This window comes from Arcobacter thermotolerans (assembly GCF_983172305.1).
The window spans coordinates 16,643-36,712 of sequence record NZ_CFAFZJ010000004.1 but is presented as its reverse complement, the minus strand read 5'-3'; the positions used below and the strand labels follow the sequence as shown (position 1 = coordinate 36,712).

Genomic DNA, 20,070 nt, shown 5'->3' with positions numbered 1-20,070 from the left:
ATAGAGCAAGAAAAAATCTTGCTCTAATTGTAATATTATCTTTTTAAGTTAATAAGTGTACTTAAAAGCTCATCTGATGTTGTTATAGATTTCGCATTTGCTTCAAAAGCTCTTTGAAATACCATCAAGTTTACTAAGCTTTCACTTAAATCTGCTTTACTAAGCTCAAGCGCCTTACCTTTTACACCTGCTGTATTATTATTGTTTGTACTATAAATTGCATTTCCTGACTCTTGAGTTCTTTGGAAGTTGTTGTTTCCAACTGCCTCAAGTCCTCTATTGTTTGTAAATCTAGCAATTGATACTTGACCAACAGCGTACTCTACACCACCCTCTTTTATTGTTACAAGTCCAGTGTCATCTATATTAAATTGTCCAAATTTACTATCAGATATATTTAAAACATCTAGTCTCAACTGAAGACTGTTTTGGGTAGAAGTTTGATCAACTCTTGTAGTTATCTCCATAAACTCTCCGCCTGCACCTTTTCTTCCAGAGTAATCAGCATTTATCTCTATAAATACATCATTAACTCCTGGTGCTGGATTAGGGTCATCATATGTTAGTTTAGCATCAAACTCTAAATCATAACTAGAATCTTTTGTTTCTAATACCAAGTTTCCATTTACATTTTTTGCAACAATATAATCACCTAATTGTGGTCCAGAAGCTGTTCTTAAATTATTTATAGAGTTTACTATACCATCTATTGTCATATCATCATACGGCGCTGTTGCTCCTGTACCAAAAGTAATATTTACAGGTTGTGGTGGAGTTGCCCCATTATTTGGAACAGGGATAACATAACCCAAATCTTTATCAAAAATTTCAATGTTAAATTTATACTCTCTTGTAGAAGTTGCTGAAGTTGCATTTCCATATAGCTCTTGTGTTGTATAAACACTTTGTTGATTTCCTGTTACAAGTCTAGAAAGAGCTTCTCTTGCTGATTCTATAGCTGCTTTTCCAGAACCAGAAACAGCTGCTGCTGTTGTTTGATGTGATCCTTTTACAGATACATTTTGATTTACTCCTGAGTGTTCTGATACTTCTGTTATTTTAAAATCTTTTCCAGGAATTAAAGATTTTATTTGAATAACTCCTCTTAACATATCTGCTAATTTTGTACTCTCTTCATACATACCATTTGGGTTTAATGTATCAGCAGTTGGTGCTAAACTATCTTTTGCCATATAAGCAACCAATCCACCAGCATTTGAATTAGTAATTTTATCAGCCATAGCTTTATAAGTATTTATTTTTCCAGCCAACTGGTCATATTTTGCAATTTCTGTATCTGCTGCTTCTTGTGTTAATATAGGTCCATTTGGAAAAGGTGCAATAAGATTAGCAGGGTCTACAATACCATATGTTGCAGCTTCTCCAGATGCAAGCTGTGTCCAAAGTTGTTGTCTATAATCATCTGTTGTTTTAGTTGGAATAAAGTCTACATCATAATTTTGTCCATCAATAACTACTCTTATAGAGTCACCATCTTTTCCAATAATTGAAGTAGGAGGAACTCCTGTTCTAAAGTTTACTTGAGAAACTTGAGCAATAGATCCAGCTGATGGTAAAGTTGGATCATCTTTATATTTTTGAAGCCATTTATTATAATCAGCCATAGCAAGGTCTATATCTTTTAGTTTTGCAGCTTTTGTTTTTGCTCCAGCTCCACTAAATACAGAGGTAGCATCTGATTTTGCAGTCTCATCAAAATTTGTAGCTTTTGCTGCGATAGTCTCTATATAATCACCATGCCTAATAATACTATTTCCAAGATTCTTAATATAAGAATCTGTAAATCTTGTAGCATTTTGATTTGTACTCTTTACATCATTTTTTTGATCAATTGAGCTCATTGCCCAACCCTGAACCTCATATCCATCTGGGTTTTGTAAAGTTCCACTTTGACCCATACGGAAATTTCCAGCTCTTGTATAAAACGTCTCTGCAGTTCCTAGTGTATTTTTATTTATTACAGTGAAAAATCCATCACCTTGTAAAGCAACATCATACTCAACTCCAGTGATTTTTGAACCACCTGTTACGAAAATCTTCTCTGCGTCTTGCACAAATGATCCTTTACCAATCTTTCCTTGATAAATTTGATCTGCAAAAGAGATTCTTCCCGCTTTATAACCTACAGTGTTTACATTGGCAATGTTATTTGACTCATTATCCAATGCTGTTTGATGTGCTGCTAATCCTGATATTCCAGTCCATAATGCACCTATCATGACTAATCCTTTGTATTAAGGTAAATGAACATAAATGTTCATACTTTTGTACAAAAATTATATTAAATTTATACAAAAGTATAAACACAAAGTATTTATACTAATTTTTACTATTTCTTCATCTGTATTGCTGTTTGTAAAAACTCATCTGATGTTGTTATAGATTTTGAACTAGCTTCAAAAGCTTTTTGATATACCATAATTTGAGTCAAAGTAGAACCATAATCTATGTTAGCTCTTTCAAGCGCACCACCTCTTATTATATTCATAGTATCTGAGTTAAAAGCATTTCCACTATATTGCGACGCTTGAAATAAATTTCCCCCCATAGGCTCTAATCCTTGTTCATTTCTAAATCCAGCAGTACTAAGTCTTCCTACTAAAAAACTATGACCTTGACTTTTTACAAAAACAAAACCATCATCTGATATACTTATATCGGCTGTACTTTTATCAGAAATTCCTAGCTCATCAAGTCTTACATTTATATCATTCTCTCCAATAACTCCTAAGTTTCCATACTCCAATACATTTGTAATTTGTAAAAACTTTCCATCTGCATTTTCAACTGCATTTTTTAAAGCATCTCTTGCACTATCAACCATAGCAAGACCAGAACCTTTTACCGCCTCTTGTAATTTTGTAGAACTAAAGTTTGTATCATTTAACTTTATATCTGATATATTAAAGCTACCACCAGCAATTAAAGTATCAATAACCAAAGTTCCATCTTTTACACTAGAACTCATACCCTCTTTTGAAGAAATTTTATCAGATAAATCTTTCATAGCATTTACAACACTATTCGCATTTATATATGAGCTAATTTGATTATCTCTTAAAGTTTGTGCAGTTGTTTTATCTAAAATCTCTTGAGGAGTTGTTGTTGGCATTGCATCTATGTTTGCTTGGCTTTGTATAGAATTGGGATCAACTAAATTATACTTTGCTTTTCCATTTGTATCTAAAAAGTCATATAGCTTTTGCATCTCTTCATCATTTATAGTTGAGTTTACATCAAATTTCACACTATATGTTTTATTGTCAATTGTTACACTAATAGTATTATCTGTAGCTTGTAAAGATGATAAATTTGATGAAAAATCTATTTGAGATTTTTGACTAATAGATGGAGTATTTGTTGTTGATTGATCCATCAAAAATTTATTTAACTTCTCTATATAGTCAGCTTTTAATGCTTCAATATCATTTATCTTATTTTGTGAAGTTTTGTATCCATCACCTTTTTTTAATATATCATCATCTTTTGAAGAGCTTACATAATCACTAGCTTTTGCATTTATATTATAAACTGTACCGCTTCCACTATTTATATTTGAGGATACTAAACTTTTTGTATATTCATCAGTAAACATCATATCAAGTGGATTTGTAGTTGTAGTAATTTTACTTTGTGGAACCAATCCTTGAATTTTATAATCATCTTGAGTAACTAAAAAACCATCTTTTGCTTGAACTAAATTTCCAGCTCGTGTATAATAAATCTCATTTGGATTTTCTCTACTTTTTACTACAAAAAAACCTTTACCCTCAATTGCAACATCTATTCCAACACCACTTTGTACAATATTTCCTTGCTCAAACTGTTTTGAAATAGTTTGAGTTTGTACACCTTTTCCAAATCCTGCTTGGCTATATAAAAGGTCTGAAAAGCTTATTTGGTCTTTTTTGTGTCCAACAGTGTTTGAATTTGCCAAATTGTTTGATTCAACAGCTATACCTTTGTCATGTTGCCATATTCCAGCAACTCCATTCCACATAGCTCCTATCATCTTTAATCCTTTTTAGAAGATTCTTGTTATTGAAGAAAATGGGAAAGTAGTAGTTTCGCTAGATAAAATAAGCGTACTTTTCCCACTTGCCACATATTTATGGTCAGCCACTTCATTTCCATCTGCATCTTTAACTACTAACTTTCCATCTTTAACCAAAGGCTTTCCTAAACTTTCTAAAACTATAGTTTGTCCTGTTTTTTCACCTTTTTCATTATAAAGATTTCCAACTTCATCATACTCTGCTGCTTTTATATCATCTCCATCTTTAAAAGCAATTCCATTATGCATATATAACCATTCCCTACCTACTGCCATAATTTGACCATCTATATTTTCAATAGATTCAATAGTGAAAGGCTTCAATGAACCATCGCTCCTTGTACTACCATTTTCAACATTTTTTCCAATTACTCCAGTTGCCGTTGAGAGTGAAGATTGTGTAAATGCTGTTTGAATAGATTGTAAAGCCTTAATCATCTCCATATTTGCATTTAGAGTACTCATTTGCATTTGAGTTGATAGCATTTTTGCTGAATCCATTGGTTTTGTTGGATCTTGAAGCTTTAACTCCTCAATCATTAACTTTAAAAAATCATTTGTTGTCAAAGAGTCGTTACTTACACTTTGTGTATATTTATTTCCATAACTATCTGTTCCTGTTACACCATTTGCACTATTTACTTCTGCCATATCAAACTCCTTGTTTAAGATTAAATCATATGTTCTTCAAAGAAATATTGAACAACATTATCTGAATCCATAGCATCTTGAACTCTAACTGCAAGTTTTTCTTCCATTACAATTATATCACCTGTTCCAATAATTCTAGAGTTTACATAAATCTCACCACCACTACCAGCTGGTTTGTGTAAAGAGATAATATCTCCTTCGGTTAATTTCAAAAATTCACCAACTGATATACTAGTGCTTCCAAGCATAACATCAACAACAATTTCGGTATCGACTAATAAATCGTAAACTCTTTCACTTATTTCCATATTTAATACTTTTTAACGTTATTTAATGATTGTATCATAAATTAGATTTTATATCACTAAATCTAAAGATTCAAGCATTGAAGAGACTTTTGCTTCAATACTTCCATCAAAATTTCCTATATTACTAGCTATTACAACACCACCAGCAACTACATTTGGATCCTCTAAAAGTTCAATAAAAGGTTCTAATTCCAGCTCTTGTTTTAAAATATAATAATCTTTTGGATTTAAATGAATTTTTACTTTTGTTGCATTTTTTAGTTTTAATAAAAGCTGATTTATAGTCTGTTTAGCTATTTTTGAAGAGTTTTCTCCTACTTCGATATTTATAATTTTTTGCGCAATAGAGATAGAAGTTTTTAATAATTTACTCTCAAAACCAAAAGCAGCTTGTTCAAAAAATGTTGCACACTGCTTTAAATCTTTTATTGCTTTTATAACTTGAGTATCAAACTCTTTGCCTTTGATTATTGCATCTTGTTCAATAGTTGTAACTTTTTGTGACACTTCTTCTATTTTTTTTATCATTTTCTCGAATTCAGTAAAAATAGGCTCAATCTTCGCTAAAACAGCAGAATTATCAACAATGCTCATAGATTGAACTGAAGGTTTTACTTCTGTTTTTTCTAAATTCGAATTACCATCTTCTTCTAATTTTAACTCCAAAAATTCATTTGACTCTTCTTTTGGTGTTAGCTTATTTTTTAAAAAATTAGATAGTTCGAATTTTTCTACTTTTTTATCATCTTTTAATATTCTTGCACTAGAGTAAACATTCTCAGCCATTACGTACTCTCTCTTTCAATAACTCCGTCGTCCATCATCTTTTGAGCAACAGCCAACATTCTTCTTTGTGCAGCTTCAATATCTTTAATTTTAACTTTTGTAAGCATTTCACTCTCTTCATAAAATCTATCTTTAACCCTTTGAGACATTGCACCTGTAACCTTTTCTATCTGCTCTTGTGTAGTATTTTTCATAGCAACAACAACATCTGCTGATTCAACACTTTGAATAATCTTCATTATATATTCACTATCAAGATTAAGTAAATCTTCAAATACAAACATATTATCTTTGATTCTAGTTGCTAAAGAAGTATCAATACCATTTATATTTTTAAGAATATCAACAGCTTTTGGTCCCATTTTATTTAACATATCTGCAACAACTTTAACACCACCAACATCTACGATTGATGATAATAAAGACTCTAACTTTTTCTCTAAAACAGCTGAAATAGTTCGTACAACATCAGGAGAAACATCTTTAATAGTTGCTATTTGAATACTTACTTTTACACGAATCTCCTCATCAAGTTCCATTAAAACATCTGCTGATTTAGAAGGATCCATATGTGCTAAAATAACAGCAATTGTATGAGGTGATTCATCTTTGATAAAATCACTTAACTGTTTTGGATTTACACCATCAAGATAAGAAAAAGCTTGATTTGCTAACTTCATTCTTGAAAGTTTTTCTAAAACTTCTTCAGCCGCATCTTGCCCAATAGATTTATACAAAATCTCTTTTGCAAAATCATACCCACCAGAACTAATAAAACCTTTTGTTCTAGTATATAAGTGAAACTCCTCTAAAATTGCTAAAGAGACCTCTTTATTTATAGATTGTATTTGAGTAATAGCAGTTGAAATTTGTTCAACATAAGATTTATCAAGAAATTGAAATATTTTAACTGTTGAATCTTCACCTATTAATACAAAAAATCTTGCGATTTTTTCTAACATAGACATACCTTTTAAAATATCAATATCACTATAAATATCTACTGCCATTTATTATTCCTATTTAAAATTAACATTACCTTCACTTAATAACAATTCAATCATTCTTGCAATATCAGCTGGATTATTATTTATCTCTCTATCAAGCTCTTCAATAAATACTTCATATTTAGCTGCTGATTCTTCATCAAGTCCATCAATATTATTTAAAATTTGACTTTTTACTTTGGTTTTTAATCTTCCATGAGCTGTATTTTGATCTAGCACATCATCAAGTCCAGCCAACATATCTTTTACCAAATCTTCATCATCAACACCCATCTCTTTTTTCTTAGGTTCACCTAAAATTACCATATCACTGCTTGCTATAAATTTTCTATAAAAAATAAAGAGTAAAAGAGCAACTACTAAATATTGAATATAATCTTTATACTCATCTAGAATACTTTTTATACTCATTCCTTGTAAATAACCACTTCCACCAACTACATTTCCAAACTCATCTACAAGCTCACCTTTTTCATTAAAAGATTTAACTCCTACAAATTTAAAATCTTTAACAGTAATTGTATCGCCTCTTCCTTTATCATATCCAATAGCATCAGCAGATAATGATTCTAAGGATGCTAAAAATTCAGCTTTATCTGGATGATCTTTTAAAACACCTGAATCAAAAGTAACAGAAGCTGAAATTCTTCGAATATTTGTAAAATTCCCATCTTTTTGAGATATTAGTTTTCTTGAAATTTCATAGTTTGTAACAGTATTAGAACTTTCACTATTAGAAGATAGTTTACTTCCATCATTTAGCTGTTGTGGTGGTTGAATATTATTATCAGCTCCTGCAATTCCACCTGTATTATTTCCAAGCCCTGAAGCATTTGATGTATTTTCAATAACTTGTTGAGATCTAATACTTCCTTCTGGACTATAAATTTCCTCTTCAATATCTTTTTTAGTAAAATCCAAAATAACATTTACTTTTGCCATAACTCTTCCAGCTCCAACAACTGGCTCTAAAAGTGAAATAATTTTTTGCTCATAATCCTCTTCTATTTTATCTTTAAATTTCGTTTGAACTGTAGATCTTTGAGTATTCATATCTTCAGCTGATACTTCAAGTAAATTTCCATCTTGATCTATTAACTGTATATTTTCTTGCTTTAAATCAGGAACAGCAGAAGCTATAAAGTTTTTAATACCATCTAGTTGTTTTTGAGTCAAAAAAATACCCTGTTTTAGTGTCAAAACAGCAGAGGCAGTTGTATCACTCTTTTTCTCAGTAAATATTGTCTCTTTTGGAATTGCTATTTTTACATCTGCTTTTAAAACACCACTTAAAGACTCTAAACTACGACTTAACTCTCCCTCTAAAGCTCTTAAATACTTTACTTTATTTTCAAAATTTGTTGTACCTATAGATGATTTTTCAAAAATTTCCCATCCAACATGTTTATTTGTTGAAGCTTCACTAGTTACAAGTTTAATTTTTGCAATATTTATAAACTCTTTTGAAGTTTTAAGAGTTAAATTGCTTCCAGTTCCTGTTACTATAAATGGAACACCAGCACTTTCAAGTTCCTCAGTAGCTCTCATAACATCAGCTTGAGTAAGATTTGAAGCAATTGTGTAACTTAATTTTTTATCTTCAGCTTTGATATTTGAATATATCAAAAATCCAATAATTAATAACAGCAAAAAAGCAAAACCACCAACAATTGCTATTCTTTGTGCTTTATTTAAGTTATTTATAAATTTTAGAAGTTGATCCATTAAAAAATCATCCTATTAACTCTTACCTGAAGCATCAATAACAGATCTAAAAAGTCTTGAATCTTTTTTTATAGATGATTGGATTGCATCAAAAAGAACTTTATTTTTTGATTGCTCACTCATTTGACTATCTAAATTTACATTGTTTCCATCATTTTGTTCTATTAAATTTGGAACCTCAATTAATCTTGGGTTACTGCTAGCCCTATAATCAAGATTTTGCATATGGTTATTCGTAGTTCTTTTTAATTTTAAAATATTTTGCTCTTTTAACTCTTCTGAAAAAACTAAATCTTTTGTTTTGTATTCTGGAGTATTAACATTTGCAATATTGCTAGATATTACTTTTTGTCTTTCGCCTCTAAAATTTAGTTGTTCAAAAAGTTTCCCTGATACTTCACTTGCATGCATTATCTAGTATTTCCTCCAATTTTCTCTATTAAACCAGCGTTTAACTCATCTATTGTCTTAATCGCCCTTTGAGATTGATCAAATCTTCTATGCGCATCTATTAGCTCAACCATAGTACTTACTCTATTTACATTTGATTGTTCAACTGTTCCATTTAAAATTTTATTATCATTATTTTCAAAATTTTCAATATCATCAATAACCAAAGCCTTGTAAGTATTATCTCCTACTTTTTCAAGATTTTTAAAAGATGTTTTAGCAACTCCAATTTGTAACTCAAAGCCATCTTCCACAACTATAGCTTCATTATCTGCATTTAAAACATTGTTTCCATTTCCATCTACTAAAAATCCATCTAAATTTTTAAATGATCCATCTCTTGTATATACTATATCACCATTTTCATTTTGAATTTTAAAAAAAGTATCTGGTGCATTTAAAGCAAAATCAAGAGGATTTCCAGTCATTTTCATAGGTCCCATTAAAGGATCTGTATATCTTGTATCAATTTTTGGAATATTGTTTATTGTTATTGATTCAACAAATGGATTTTGTTGCTCCTCTTGCATTCTTTTTAAATACCAGTTAAATGTAGTTTCAGAAGTTCCTTCTTGCTTAAAACCAAAAGTATCTGCATTAGCAAGGTTATTACTTATTTGATCAAGTCTATTTATTTGATTTACCATTGAAGCTGTTAGTGGATAAACACCTTGGTTCATTATATTTCCTTACTTGTTAAATTCAGCTATAAGCTTATCTAAATCATCACCTACTAAATCTTGCGTATCTTTATCTCCGTGAATATGTTTAGCCATTGGAAGATCTCTTGGATTATCATCTTCAAAAAGATTATTTAAATAAATAGATAGTTTTCTAATAACTGACATAACTCTTTCAATTTTTTGCCTATTTATATCATTAAATTGCATAAGTTCCATTCCTTGAAAAATATGCATATCTTCTTCATCTATCGAAGTTTTTAAATCTTTTAATGAGTTTTCAAAACTTTTTACTTTATCTAGCTGTTGCTTAAACAGCTCTATTTTTGGAAATTTATTACTTAAAGAACTTAAAAGTTTATTTTGAGATAAAATGAATTCTTCATACTCTTTTACTCTTCGTCTTAAATCACTATTATTATCTAAAGTTAAACTTAATACATCAAAAATTTGTGAAACTTTCTCTTCTGAATCATTTGCTACTTGACTAAGTTGACTTACTACTTTTGTATCATTTTCAGCTGGGAAAGGAAAAACTCCTTCACTTATTTTTGAAGATGACCACTCTTTTACAATATCATCATCTGATTTATTAGATTTTGTAACTGTTTCTTCAATTTGTGAACTTAAAGACGAACTATTTTCTAATATTACATCTTCAGATAAATCATCATCTTCAATATCATTTAACAGTTCACCTATCTCACTTATTTTTTTCTCACTTGCAGGAGAAACAAGGCTATCTTTATCCTCATTTTTTTCTACTTGAGATAAAAGCGCTTCTATCTCTTTTGTATTAACTTTATCTTCAGGAATAGGCTCTTCTTTAATAGTTTCAACACTATCTTGAGCTGGTATATCCAAACCATTCATTAAGGCTTCAATATCTTCTTGACTCATACTCATAATAAACCTTTTTTATCTATTTTTTAATAACACCATCTAGCTTCTCTTTTAAAACTTCTGCATTAAAAGGTTTTACAATATAGTTATTAACTCCTGCTTTTAAAGCTGTAATAACTTCACCTTTTCCACCTTCAGTTGTAATCATAATAATAGGTGTTTTTTGATGTGTTCCTTCACTTCTTACCTTCTTAACAAGCTCTAAACCATTCATATTTGGCATATTCCAGTCTGTTAATATAATATCATAGTGCCCCTCTGTAAGAAGTTTCCAAGCTTTTAATCCATCTTCAGCTTCGTCGAAACTCTCTTTGCTAAATCCTAATTGCATAACTACATTACCAATAATTCTTCTCATTGTTGAACTATCATCAACTATTAGAATTCTCATTTTTTCCTCTTTGTATTAAAATTATTCCAATAAAGTATGCATTATATTTAATTTGTTTTAAATTTTTACTTAAAATTTGATTCTTAGGGATTTAGATTTATCTAAAATTAATCCATCTTAAAATATAATATATGATTATTGATAAAGGAGATTTCTTATGATTAGAGGACTTTATACAGCAGCAACTGGAATGAATGCAATGCAAAACCAAATTGATGTAACTTCACACAATATTGCAAATGTTAATACTACTGGTTTTAAACAAGATAGAGCTGAATTTCAAGATTTAATTTATGAGACTTTAAACTACACAGCTGGTCAAACTACTCAAGATACTAGAAATCCAACAGGAATTGATGTTGGTCTTGGAGTTAGACTTGCAAATATTCAAAAAAATTTTACAGAAGGTGATTTAAAACCAACTGGAAATCCGCTCGATATAGCTATTGTTGGTAAAGGATTTTTTCAAATTACACTTCCAAGTGGTGAAATAGCATATAGTAGAAATGGTAACTTTAAGCTAGATGCTGAAGGGACTATCGTAAATGGAAATGGATATGCACTTGAGCCTCAAATAGTTGTTCCGCAAGAAGCAAAAGATTTAAGTATTGGAAATGATGGTTTTGTAACAGCAAGAGATCCACAAACTGGTGACACAATAGAGTTAGGTCAAATTACTTTAGCAGATTTTATAAATCCAGCTGGATTAGCACCTTTAGGTGACTCTTTATTTATGCAAACAGATGCTAGCGGTGATGTTGTTCAAGGAGACCCAACAACAGAGCAGTTTGGTGGATTAAGACAAGGAATGGTTGAAAGCTCAAATGTTAAACTTGTAAATGAGATGGTTGATTTAATTACTGCTCAAAGAGCTTATGAAGCAAACTCAAAAGCAATCACAACAGCTGATAGTATGCTTGATACTGTAAATAGGTTAAAAAATTAATTATAGCTTTTAATCAATTATGAATTTAGAAGAGTTAAAAAAATTAAGAGAAAAAAATTTCTCAAAACACAAAGAGAAAAAAAGAGCCTACTATCTAAAAAGTAAAATAAAAAAAGAGATAGATTACGAAGATGAATTAAAAGATGACGGCTTTTTAAAAAAAATGCAAGAGATTGTAAAAAGTCAAAGACTCTATATGGATAGCAGGCAAGAGACAATTAAGAAGAAAATAGAAGAGTATCAGATTTTAAAAAGAGATTACTATGAACAAAATAAAGAAAAACGGCTTGAATATGATAGAGAGTATAGAGAGAGAAAAAAAGAGCAATTAAAAGCATATAGACAAAAATATTATGAGAAGCAAAAAGAGAAAAAATTAGAAGAAGAGAAGAATGGAAACAACTAATACAAATCCAGAGAATCAAATAAGTGAAAATCAAGAACAAAAAGAAGATGATAAAAAAGATAAAACTCTTCTTATAAAAAGAGTTTTATTTATTACAATTGGTGTTTTACTACTTTTTTTAATAATCTTAGCTACTATATTTATTTTTAAAAGTGAAGAGAGTAAAGAGCCTGCTGAATCTTCTCCTCCTGTTGAAAGTTCTGCTAAAACAAATGAAAATAATACAGAAAATGTTCCTTCTGAACCAGAAATAAAAGAGACAAAATTTGACTTCAACAACCTAGAACCAGAAAAGCTAAATGAACAGTTAGAGTTATTAACAAATAAAAATATGGAGTATCAAAAAGAGAAAGAACAAAAAATTCTTGAAGAAGAGAAAAAACTATCTCCTGTTTTTAATCTTGTAAACAATTTAAAAGATAAAGAAGAGATTAAAAAAGAAGAAAACAGTATAGTAAGTTCAGAAGATAATAAAAAAGAAGAAATATCAAAAATTGAAGAGATAAAAGAAGATAAAAAAGAAGAAATTATCTCTGAAAAAAAAGATATAGTAACAAATACAAATAATGAAACTAAAACTCAAAATGAAACTTCAAATATCAATTCTAACTCTAAAAAAGAGGAAACTACTAAAATAACAGAGTCTTTAACATTTGTAAAACTTATAAATGTTGCTAAAATAAAAGGTGATTTAAATAAAAAATATTTTGATAAAGTGATTGAAGTAAATGCAAATGTTTTGCTTTGTAGAGATGATGAAAATATAATAGAGTTATATTATGGTCCATTCTTAGAAGATGAATTAAGAGACAATTTACTATCTAAATTGATTAAAAATGGTTTTAAAGAGGCTTACTCTTTAGAAATGACAAAAGAAGAGTTTGATAAAAGATGCAACTACTAAGAGTTTTCTAAAATATCAAATGCATTTTTTACAAATATTTTTTTGTTTTCTATATCTACTTTTTCTATAAACTTATCAAATATATGTGGTATTAAAAATACTTTTGGAAGTTGTTTTGAAATAAGCTCACTAGAAGTTTCAACTTCTAAATAGTCGTTTAAAGGGTATCTATGAATATCTTTTACTTTTCCTAAAAGTAAACCATTTTCAAAAATTTCACAAGAGATTAAATCAAACCAGAAAAATTCATTTTCTTTCAATTTACAATACTCTTTTGTAGCTTCTTGGCTTGTAAAAAGCTCACTATTTGTAAGTTTTTTTGCTAAATCTACATCCTCATAATTTTCAAATTTTATTAAGTCTTTATTCAAATTGCACTCAATAACTTTTAAAATCAAGTTTCTATTTGTTGTAAAAGTAGCACCTTTTTTAAATTGCTCAGGAAAATCAGAGTCTATAAAAAGTCTTAAATGACCTTGTAAACCAACTGTTTTTCCTAATTTTGCAACATAAACTTTATTCATCTATTTTGTAACTACTTGTATTTTATAAGATATTCCATCTTTTGCTTTGCAACCATTTGCAATTGTTTTTAAAGCATTTATCATATTTCCATTTTTTCCAATAAGTTTTCCTATATCAACACTATTTACACTTATTGTAATTTCAATGAAATTTTCATCAATTTGCTCTTTTGTTACAACAACATCCTCAGGAACTGCAACAACTAGTTTTGCATAGTTTTCTATAAAATTTATTATCATTTTAGCTTAAACTATTATCTTGAAGCTAATTTTTTAACTTTTTCTGATGGTTTTGCACCAACACTTAACCAATAGTTATATCTCTCTTCATCAATTTTAAGAACTTGAGGCTCTACAACTGGGTTAAAATAACCAATTGATTCAATCCAACCTGAATCTCTTCTTTTTCTTGAGTCTGTTACAACTATTCTATAAAATGGTTTTTTATTTCTTCCCATTCTTGTTAATCTAATCACTGTCATGTTTTATCCTTTTTTTATTTATAGTATTGAGCTTTAAACTCCAACAAAGTTTATAGCTCAACACTATTTATTTAAAATTATCTTGGAATTTTAGGCATTCCATTTGCTCCAACTTGAGAGAGCATATTATGTAAACCTTTCATTCCACCTTTGCTAGAAAGCTGTTTTGCCATCTTTGAAGCACTCTTAAACTGTTTTAATATTTTATTTACTTGAACTTCACTTAAACCAGCACCAGTTGAAATTCTTTTCTTTCTGCTAGGATTTAATAAATCTGGATTTTCTCTCTCTTTTGGAGTCATAGAACCAATTAAAGCCTTAATTCTTTTTATCTCAACAGAGTTTTCAAAATCCATATCTTTTAAAGCAGGCAATGCACTACTTAAACCTGGAATCATTCCAATAATTGATTTTAAACTACCTAACTTACTCATCATTTGTAACTGTTCTAAAAAGTCATTAAAGTTAAATTCACCCTTTTTTATTTTTTTACTAACTTCTTTTGCTTTTTTCTCATCAAAAATTGTTGATGTTTTTTCAGCAAGCCCAGCAATATCACCAAGTCCCAAAAGTCTTGAAACAATTCTATCTGGAATAAAAACTTCCAAATCTGGCATCTTTTCACCAATACCAATAAATCTTAAAGGAACTTGAACTTGACTAGCAATACTTAAAGCAACACCACCTTTTGTATCACCATCATATTTTGATAAAATAACTCCATCTATTCCAATTTTCTCTTTAAATGTAATAGCTGTTTTAGTTGCATCATGACCCGTTAATGAATCTGCAACATAAAAAATCTCATTTGGATTTACTGCATTCTTAATCTCTTTTAGCTCATTCATAAGCTCTTCATCAATAGCAAGTCTTCCAGCAGTATCTAATAAAACAACATCATAATGCTCTTTTTTAGCTTTTTCGATAGCACTTTTTGCAATTTTTATAGGATTTTTTTCTGTATCATCAAAATATATATCAACATCTATAGAAGCTGCAATTTGTTTTAGTTGCTCAACGGCTGCAAGTCTTTGTAAATCACAAGCAACAACTAAAACTTTTTTATTTCTTACTTTAAGATAATTTGCAAGTTTTCCTGTTGTTGTTGTTTTTCCACTTCCTTGAAGACCAGTCATCAAAATAGTAGTTGGAGGAGTTGAAGAGAATACGAAACCTTGATTTCCATTTGCAGTCAAAGTTTTTTCAAGCTCTTGCTTTAATACTTTTATAAAGTTGTCTTGACCAATTCCTAATTTCTTTGTCTCGATTTCAATAGAGTTTAATAAATCTTTTGTAGTTTTGTGATGAACATCAGCTTTTAAGAAAGCTTTTTTTAACTCTGTTGTAGCACGATTTAGTGATGCAACATCGTCTTGATGTCTAATCTTTCCTATTATTCCCTTTAACGAACCTGTTATTGAATCAAACAAAACATAACTCCCATATTTTTTATTTTGTGATTTTATTTAATTTTTACTTTAATATAGTTTAAAATTAAAATTAAATTTAAGTATTTTTTTAGTTTATATTTTTAACAAAAGCCTAAAATATAGGCTTTTTCTTTTTATGAAACTTAATTTTAGCTAAAATCATACACTTTAAATTCTTTTGGTTCACGTGCTTCGAAAGTATAATCAAAGATTTTTGTAATTTTTGAATGAAGTAAAACTCTATTTACATTTGAAGCTGTTCTTCCATATATTGCATCTCCAATAATTGGTAAGCCAACAAAATTAAGATGAACTCTAATTTGATGAGTTCTTCCACTTTCAATAACTAGTTTAATTTTTGATTTATTTCCTTCTACTAAAAGTGGATAAACAGTTGTTTTTGCACTTTTTCCATTTTTATCAACTTTTGATTTAGCAACTCCTCTATCTTTTGTTGTTAAAATTGGTTTATCTATTACAATCTCTTCTACAACTTTACCTTCAACAATAGCCACATACTCTTTATATACTCTATTTTGTGCAAACTCTTTTATGGCTCTTTTTTGAAACTCCTCATTTTTTGCAAACATCATAACACCACTTGTCTCTTTATCAAGTCTATTTAAAAGTATTGCATCTTTAAAAGTTTTTGCAACTTCATCTGCTGTTATAAATGCTGGTTTATCAACTACCAAAATATCATCATCTTCAAAAATAACTTTTGTTTTTGCTAACTCTTTTACACTAAATTTTGTATCAATTTTAATCTCACCACGAGCTATCATTACTTTTTTATCACCAACTTTTACCAAACCTCTATCTATTAAATCTTTTGCTTTTGCATTTGATATTTTTTCTTGAATTGCTAGAAGTTTATATGCTTTATCATATCCTACTGCCATTTTTTATCTCCTTTATAATAGGTTCAAATGAACCCTCTTTTGTTAATTCTGGTTTCAAAAGAGTATTTGCTTTTTCTAAATACTCTTTTAGCTCACTGTTTTCTATTAAATAATAGTTTTTTATACACTCAAAAAGTGATTTTTGATTAAAAATATTTTTCCCACTAATAATCACATTTTTAAAAAAAGCAGGCTCGATAGGATTATGTCCACCAATCTTTGCAAATGCTCCACCTAAAATTGTAATATCACCTATTTCATAAACATCATTTAAAATTCCCATGACATCTACTAAAACTATATCACTAGAAAAATCCTCTTTAATACTAAATTTATGAAAAGTAAGATTTTTATCTTTTATATAATTTTTAATTAACTCTTCAACTTTTAAAAATCTCTCTGGATGTCTAGGAACAATAATAAGTTTTCCAAACTCTTTTTTATAAGAGTTTAAAATAAGCTCCTCTTCACCTTCATGAGTACTTGCTGCTACTATTGTTGTAATATTTGGTTTTTCAAAAAGTGCTCTTCTTTTTGGAAGTTGTGCTAATTTTATATTTCCAATTACTTCAACATTTTTTGCACCAAGCTCTTGCAATCTTTGCTTATCAACTTCACTTTGTGCAAAAACTTTATCTATATTTTCAAAAATTTTTTTATAAAAAAATCTAAACCTCAAATAAGATTTATATGATTTATCAGAAATTCTTGCATTTATAAGTAAAGTTTTTGCACCTTTTCTTTTTGCACATAAAAATAACATATACCAAAGTTCTGCTTCCATAACTACTAAAACTTTCTGTCTTGTTATCCAAAAAGGAAGAAATATTTCAAAAGGTAAAAATCTAACATTCTTACAAATTGTTTTTGCTTCATCAAATCCAGTGTTTGTAATAACACTAATATTTGATTCCTCTTCAAACTCTTTTATAAGAGGTTTTATAGCTCTTACTTCACCCATAGAACAAGAGTGAAACCAAACACCAGATTTTTCAAATTTTGGATTATTTTTTAAGAAAAATTTTGCAGGAATTGCAATTTTATATTTTTTGCTTTTTGACTTGTAGATTAAATATGGAGTTAAAATAATATAAACTACAAGTAAAATAAAATTATAAAAAAGCGCAAAAAGGCTCAAATTAAGCCTCTGTTACAGCTGTTTCTTCTTCGCCTTTATAAAGAATTCTTCCACAATGAAGACAATTTACAATCTCTTCACCTTTTAAAACTTCAGCATAAGTTTTATCATTTATTTTAATAAAACAACCATAACAAGCTTGTTGTTTTACAGGAACTACTGCTGTGTCTTTTGCCCATCTTTTAATTTTTTCATAGAAAGTCAATATTTTTTTATCAAATTGATCCAAAAGTTCATTTCTTTTATCGTAAATCACATTTCTTTCTTTGTTAATTGCTTCAATCTCATTATCAACAGCAACTTTAATCTCTTTAATATCTTCTTCTTCTGTTTTTAGTTTTTCTTGGAGTTCTTTTAGTTTCTCTTCTTTTGCAACTGTTAATTTATCAAATCTTTCTATCTCTTCATTTGCAAAACTTACTTGTTCTTTTGCAATCTCTTCTTCTAATTGAAGAGCTTTTAACTCTTTTTCATTTGTTACTTCTTTATTCTTTTTAGCGATTTGATCTAATTTTGTTTTTAATTCCGCTAAATGAATATTATTTTTTGTTCTTTTAGATTTTAACTCATCAATCTCTAAATAAACACTATTTATAGAAACTTTTAGTGCCTCTGCTGTTTCTACAAAAACAGCTAGTTTTGCTTTTTGATTTTCAATTTTTGGGTCAAATTGACTAATACTTGTATCAAACTTTGACAAAGCAATTAAATCTTGTAAATATTTATTCAATGTTTTCTCCTTAAAAAAACTCAAATGGATTTTTTGAAGCTGTTATTATAGCTTTTAATTTATTTTTTTTCAAATATTCTTCTAGAAGCTCTTCCAAAAGTATATTAAAATGATTTTCACTCTCATAGTGTCTTATGTCAATTAAAGACAATCCTCTAGCTTTTGCTTCCATTGCATCATGGTATTTTATATCACCTGTTATAAAACAATCTGCTTGTACTTCATCTATCAAACTCATAGCCGAACCTGTACAAATAGCTAATGTTTTAATATAATCTTTTGTTTTTACAAATTTTATATTTTTTAAATTTAACTTTTTGCTTAAATGTTTTAAAAGGTCACTAAAACTCATATCTATTTTTACATTTGCAATAAACTCATTTTGATTTTCAATTTTGAAATTTAATATTTTCTCAACTACAAATCTGTTTAAATGCGTTTTGTCAATATTTGTATGCATAGAAATTAGTGCTATATCTTTTTTTATTAGCTCTTTTAAAATTTTAGTGCTATAAGTATCGTAATTAACTCTTTTTAATCCACTAAAAATCAGTGGATGATGAGTTATAACTAAAGAGTTTGGCTTTAAATTTTTTACCAAATCTAAATCTAAATCCATACTTAGATATAAACTTTCAAAACTATCACTCATATTTCCTACAAGAAGTCCTGAGTTATCCCATTTTTCTTGTAGTTCAAAAGGAGAGATTGAGTTTAAAAATTCATAAATATCTTTTATTTTCACTCTTTTACTCTTCCAACTCTTTTTAATCTTTCACTTTCTTGCTCTTTATACATAACAGCACAAGCTTGTGCAAGTTCTCTCACCTTTAAAATATAGTTTTGTCTCTCTGTAACACTTATTGCTTTTCTTGCATCTAAAGTATTAAAAGCGTGACTTGCTATCATACATTGATCATATGCCGGAAGAGGAAGTTGTGCTTCTAAACAAGATTTGCACTCATTAAATGCCTCTTCAAAATCTCTAAATAGTTTGGTTGTATTTGCTACTTCAAAATTATATTTTGAAAATTGATACTCTCCCTCTTTATGAACATCTGCATAAGTTGTAATTCCATGCTTATTTTCATTCCAAACAATATCAAAAACAGAATCAACTCCTTGAAGATACATAGCAAGTCTCTCTGTTCCATAAGTAATCTCAACGGCAACTGGATCACAAGAAAGTCCTCCAACTTGTTGAAAATATGTAAATTGAGTAACTTCCATACCATCAAGCCAAACTTCCCATCCAAGTCCCCATGCTCCTAGAGTTGGTGATTCCCAGTTATCTTCTACAAATCTAATATCATGACAGCTTAAATCAAGTCCTAAATACTCTAAAGATTTTAAATATAAATCTTGAATATTTTCTAAGCTTGGTTTTATTAATACTTGAAATTGATAGTATGCACCTAATCTATTTGGATTTTCACCATATCTTCCATCTGTTGGTCTTCTTGATGGTGCAACATAAGCAACACTCCAAGGAGTTGAATCAAGACTTCTAAGCAAAGTTGCTGGGTGAAATGTTCCTGCTCCTGCTGGTATATCATACGGTTGTACAATATTACACCCCTCTTTTGCCCAGAACTCTTGAAGCTTTAATAACATTTGTGAAAAAGTAAGCAT

At 29.0% G+C, this 20,070-nt stretch carries 23 protein-coding genes; 3 read left to right on the top strand and 20 right to left on the bottom strand.

The annotated features are described in order from the left end of the window. Nucleotides 1-35: 35 nt before the first annotated feature. From AC5LG6_RS04390 to AC5LG6_RS04340, 11 genes are all read right to left on the bottom strand, one after another. Nucleotides 36-2,240, bottom strand: coding sequence for a flagellar hook-basal body complex protein (locus AC5LG6_RS04390; RefSeq protein WP_498585797.1), 2,205 nt, complete (start codon nucleotides 2,238-2,240; stop codon nucleotides 36-38). A gap of 110 nt (nucleotides 2,241-2,350) precedes the next feature. Next, on the bottom strand, nucleotides 2,351-4,033 hold the full coding sequence (locus AC5LG6_RS04385) for a flagellar hook-basal body complex protein (RefSeq protein ID WP_498585796.1): 1,683 nt from the start codon (nucleotides 4,031-4,033) through the stop codon (nucleotides 2,351-2,353). A gap of 12 nt (nucleotides 4,034-4,045) precedes the next feature. Further along, on the bottom strand, nucleotides 4,046-4,726 hold the full coding sequence (locus AC5LG6_RS04380) for a flagellar hook assembly protein FlgD (protein WP_498585795.1): 681 nt from the start codon (nucleotides 4,724-4,726) through the stop codon (nucleotides 4,046-4,048). A gap of 20 nt (nucleotides 4,727-4,746) precedes the next feature. Then, entirely contained in the window at nucleotides 4,747-5,034 is a 288-nt protein-coding gene (locus tag AC5LG6_RS04375; protein ID WP_066166654.1) for a FliM/FliN family flagellar motor switch protein, read from the bottom strand. A gap of 48 nt (nucleotides 5,035-5,082) precedes the next feature. After that, nucleotides 5,083-5,820 carry a FliH/SctL family protein gene (locus AC5LG6_RS04370; protein WP_390851302.1) on the bottom strand — a complete coding sequence of 246 codons (738 nt, stop codon included), beginning with the start codon at nucleotides 5,818-5,820 and terminating at the stop codon, nucleotides 5,083-5,085. Further along, nucleotides 5,820-6,830: a flagellar motor switch protein FliG gene (gene fliG, locus AC5LG6_RS04365; RefSeq protein WP_066166661.1), complete on the bottom strand. Its 1,011-nt coding sequence runs from the start codon at nucleotides 6,828-6,830 to the stop codon at nucleotides 5,820-5,822. The genes AC5LG6_RS04370 and fliG overlap by 1 nt, the downstream gene beginning before the upstream one ends. A gap of 9 nt (nucleotides 6,831-6,839) precedes the next feature. Beyond that, nucleotides 6,840-8,552 (bottom strand): flagellar basal-body MS-ring/collar protein FliF, encoded by a 1,713-nt coding sequence (gene fliF / locus AC5LG6_RS04360; RefSeq protein WP_066219654.1) that lies wholly within the window; start codon nucleotides 8,550-8,552, stop codon nucleotides 6,840-6,842. Between the two features lie 15 nt (nucleotides 8,553-8,567). Then, entirely contained in the window at nucleotides 8,568-8,963 is a 396-nt protein-coding gene (gene flgB / locus AC5LG6_RS04355) for a flagellar basal body rod protein FlgB (RefSeq protein ID WP_066219657.1), read from the bottom strand. After that, a complete protein-coding gene (locus AC5LG6_RS04350; protein ID WP_422162181.1) occupies nucleotides 8,963-9,682 on the bottom strand; it encodes a flagellar hook-basal body protein in 720 nt (239 codons plus the stop codon). Before AC5LG6_RS04350 ends, flgB begins: the two co-directional genes overlap by 1 nt. Nucleotides 9,683-9,691: 9 nt before the next feature. After that, nucleotides 9,692-10,588, bottom strand: coding sequence for a hypothetical protein (locus tag AC5LG6_RS04345; RefSeq protein ID WP_498585794.1), 897 nt, complete (start codon nucleotides 10,586-10,588; stop codon nucleotides 9,692-9,694). Between the two features lie 16 nt (nucleotides 10,589-10,604). Beyond that, entirely contained in the window at nucleotides 10,605-10,976 is a 372-nt protein-coding gene (locus AC5LG6_RS04340) for a response regulator (RefSeq protein ID WP_066155001.1), read from the bottom strand. Between the two features lie 157 nt (nucleotides 10,977-11,133). Here AC5LG6_RS04340 and flgG point away from each other — a divergent pair, with 157 nt between their 5' ends. The 3 genes from flgG to AC5LG6_RS04325 are packed head-to-tail and all read left to right on the top strand — an operon-like array spanning nucleotide 11,134 to nucleotide 13,232. Next, complete coding sequence (gene flgG, locus AC5LG6_RS04335; protein WP_066154998.1) at nucleotides 11,134-11,922, top strand: flagellar basal-body rod protein FlgG; 789 nt, start codon at nucleotides 11,134-11,136, stop codon at nucleotides 11,920-11,922. Between the two features lie 19 nt (nucleotides 11,923-11,941). Continuing rightward, nucleotides 11,942-12,328 (top strand): hypothetical protein, encoded by a 387-nt coding sequence (locus AC5LG6_RS04330; RefSeq protein WP_066154994.1) that lies wholly within the window; start codon nucleotides 11,942-11,944, stop codon nucleotides 12,326-12,328. Further along, nucleotides 12,315-13,232 carry a hypothetical protein gene (locus tag AC5LG6_RS04325; protein ID WP_498585793.1) on the top strand — a complete coding sequence of 306 codons (918 nt, stop codon included), beginning with the start codon at nucleotides 12,315-12,317 and terminating at the stop codon, nucleotides 13,230-13,232. Before AC5LG6_RS04330 ends, AC5LG6_RS04325 begins: the two co-directional genes overlap by 14 nt. On the opposite strand, the gene rimM is transcribed toward AC5LG6_RS04325, so the two are convergent. The 9 genes from rimM to glyQ all read right to left on the bottom strand — a co-directional run bounded on the left by rimM (nucleotide 13,229) and on the right by glyQ (nucleotide 20,070). Then, nucleotides 13,229-13,756 (bottom strand): ribosome maturation factor RimM, encoded by a 528-nt coding sequence (gene rimM / locus AC5LG6_RS04320; RefSeq protein ID WP_081560437.1) that lies wholly within the window; start codon nucleotides 13,754-13,756, stop codon nucleotides 13,229-13,231. The genes AC5LG6_RS04325 and rimM overlap by 4 nt on opposite strands. Next, nucleotides 13,757-13,996 (bottom strand): KH domain-containing protein, encoded by a 240-nt coding sequence (locus AC5LG6_RS04315; RefSeq protein ID WP_066166681.1) that lies wholly within the window; start codon nucleotides 13,994-13,996, stop codon nucleotides 13,757-13,759. A 14-nt stretch (nucleotides 13,997-14,010) separates the two neighbouring features. Beyond that, entirely contained in the window at nucleotides 14,011-14,238 is a 228-nt protein-coding gene (gene rpsP / locus AC5LG6_RS04310; RefSeq protein ID WP_066154982.1) for a 30S ribosomal protein S16, read from the bottom strand. A gap of 77 nt (nucleotides 14,239-14,315) precedes the next feature. Next, nucleotides 14,316-15,668 (bottom strand): signal recognition particle protein, encoded by a 1,353-nt coding sequence (gene ffh, locus AC5LG6_RS04305; RefSeq protein ID WP_066403648.1) that lies wholly within the window; start codon nucleotides 15,666-15,668, stop codon nucleotides 14,316-14,318. A gap of 149 nt (nucleotides 15,669-15,817) precedes the next feature. Beyond that, entirely contained in the window at nucleotides 15,818-16,570 is a 753-nt protein-coding gene (locus AC5LG6_RS04300; RefSeq protein ID WP_498585792.1) for a pseudouridine synthase family protein, read from the bottom strand. Continuing rightward, complete coding sequence (gene waaA / locus AC5LG6_RS04295; RefSeq protein ID WP_498585791.1) at nucleotides 16,554-17,708, bottom strand: lipid IV(A) 3-deoxy-D-manno-octulosonic acid transferase; 1,155 nt, start codon at nucleotides 17,706-17,708, stop codon at nucleotides 16,554-16,556. Before waaA ends, AC5LG6_RS04300 begins: the two co-directional genes overlap by 17 nt. A 1-nt stretch (nucleotide 17,709) precedes the next feature. Then, a complete protein-coding gene (locus AC5LG6_RS04290) occupies nucleotides 17,710-18,438 on the bottom strand; it encodes a zinc ribbon domain-containing protein (protein WP_066166694.1) in 729 nt (242 codons plus the stop codon). A gap of 10 nt (nucleotides 18,439-18,448) precedes the next feature. Further along, nucleotides 18,449-19,183: a Nif3-like dinuclear metal center hexameric protein gene (locus tag AC5LG6_RS04285; RefSeq protein ID WP_081560433.1), complete on the bottom strand. Its 735-nt coding sequence runs from the start codon at nucleotides 19,181-19,183 to the stop codon at nucleotides 18,449-18,451. Next, complete coding sequence (gene glyQ / locus AC5LG6_RS04280) at nucleotides 19,180-20,070, bottom strand: glycine--tRNA ligase subunit alpha (RefSeq protein ID WP_498585790.1); 891 nt, start codon at nucleotides 20,068-20,070, stop codon at nucleotides 19,180-19,182. The genes AC5LG6_RS04285 and glyQ overlap by 4 nt, the downstream gene beginning before the upstream one ends.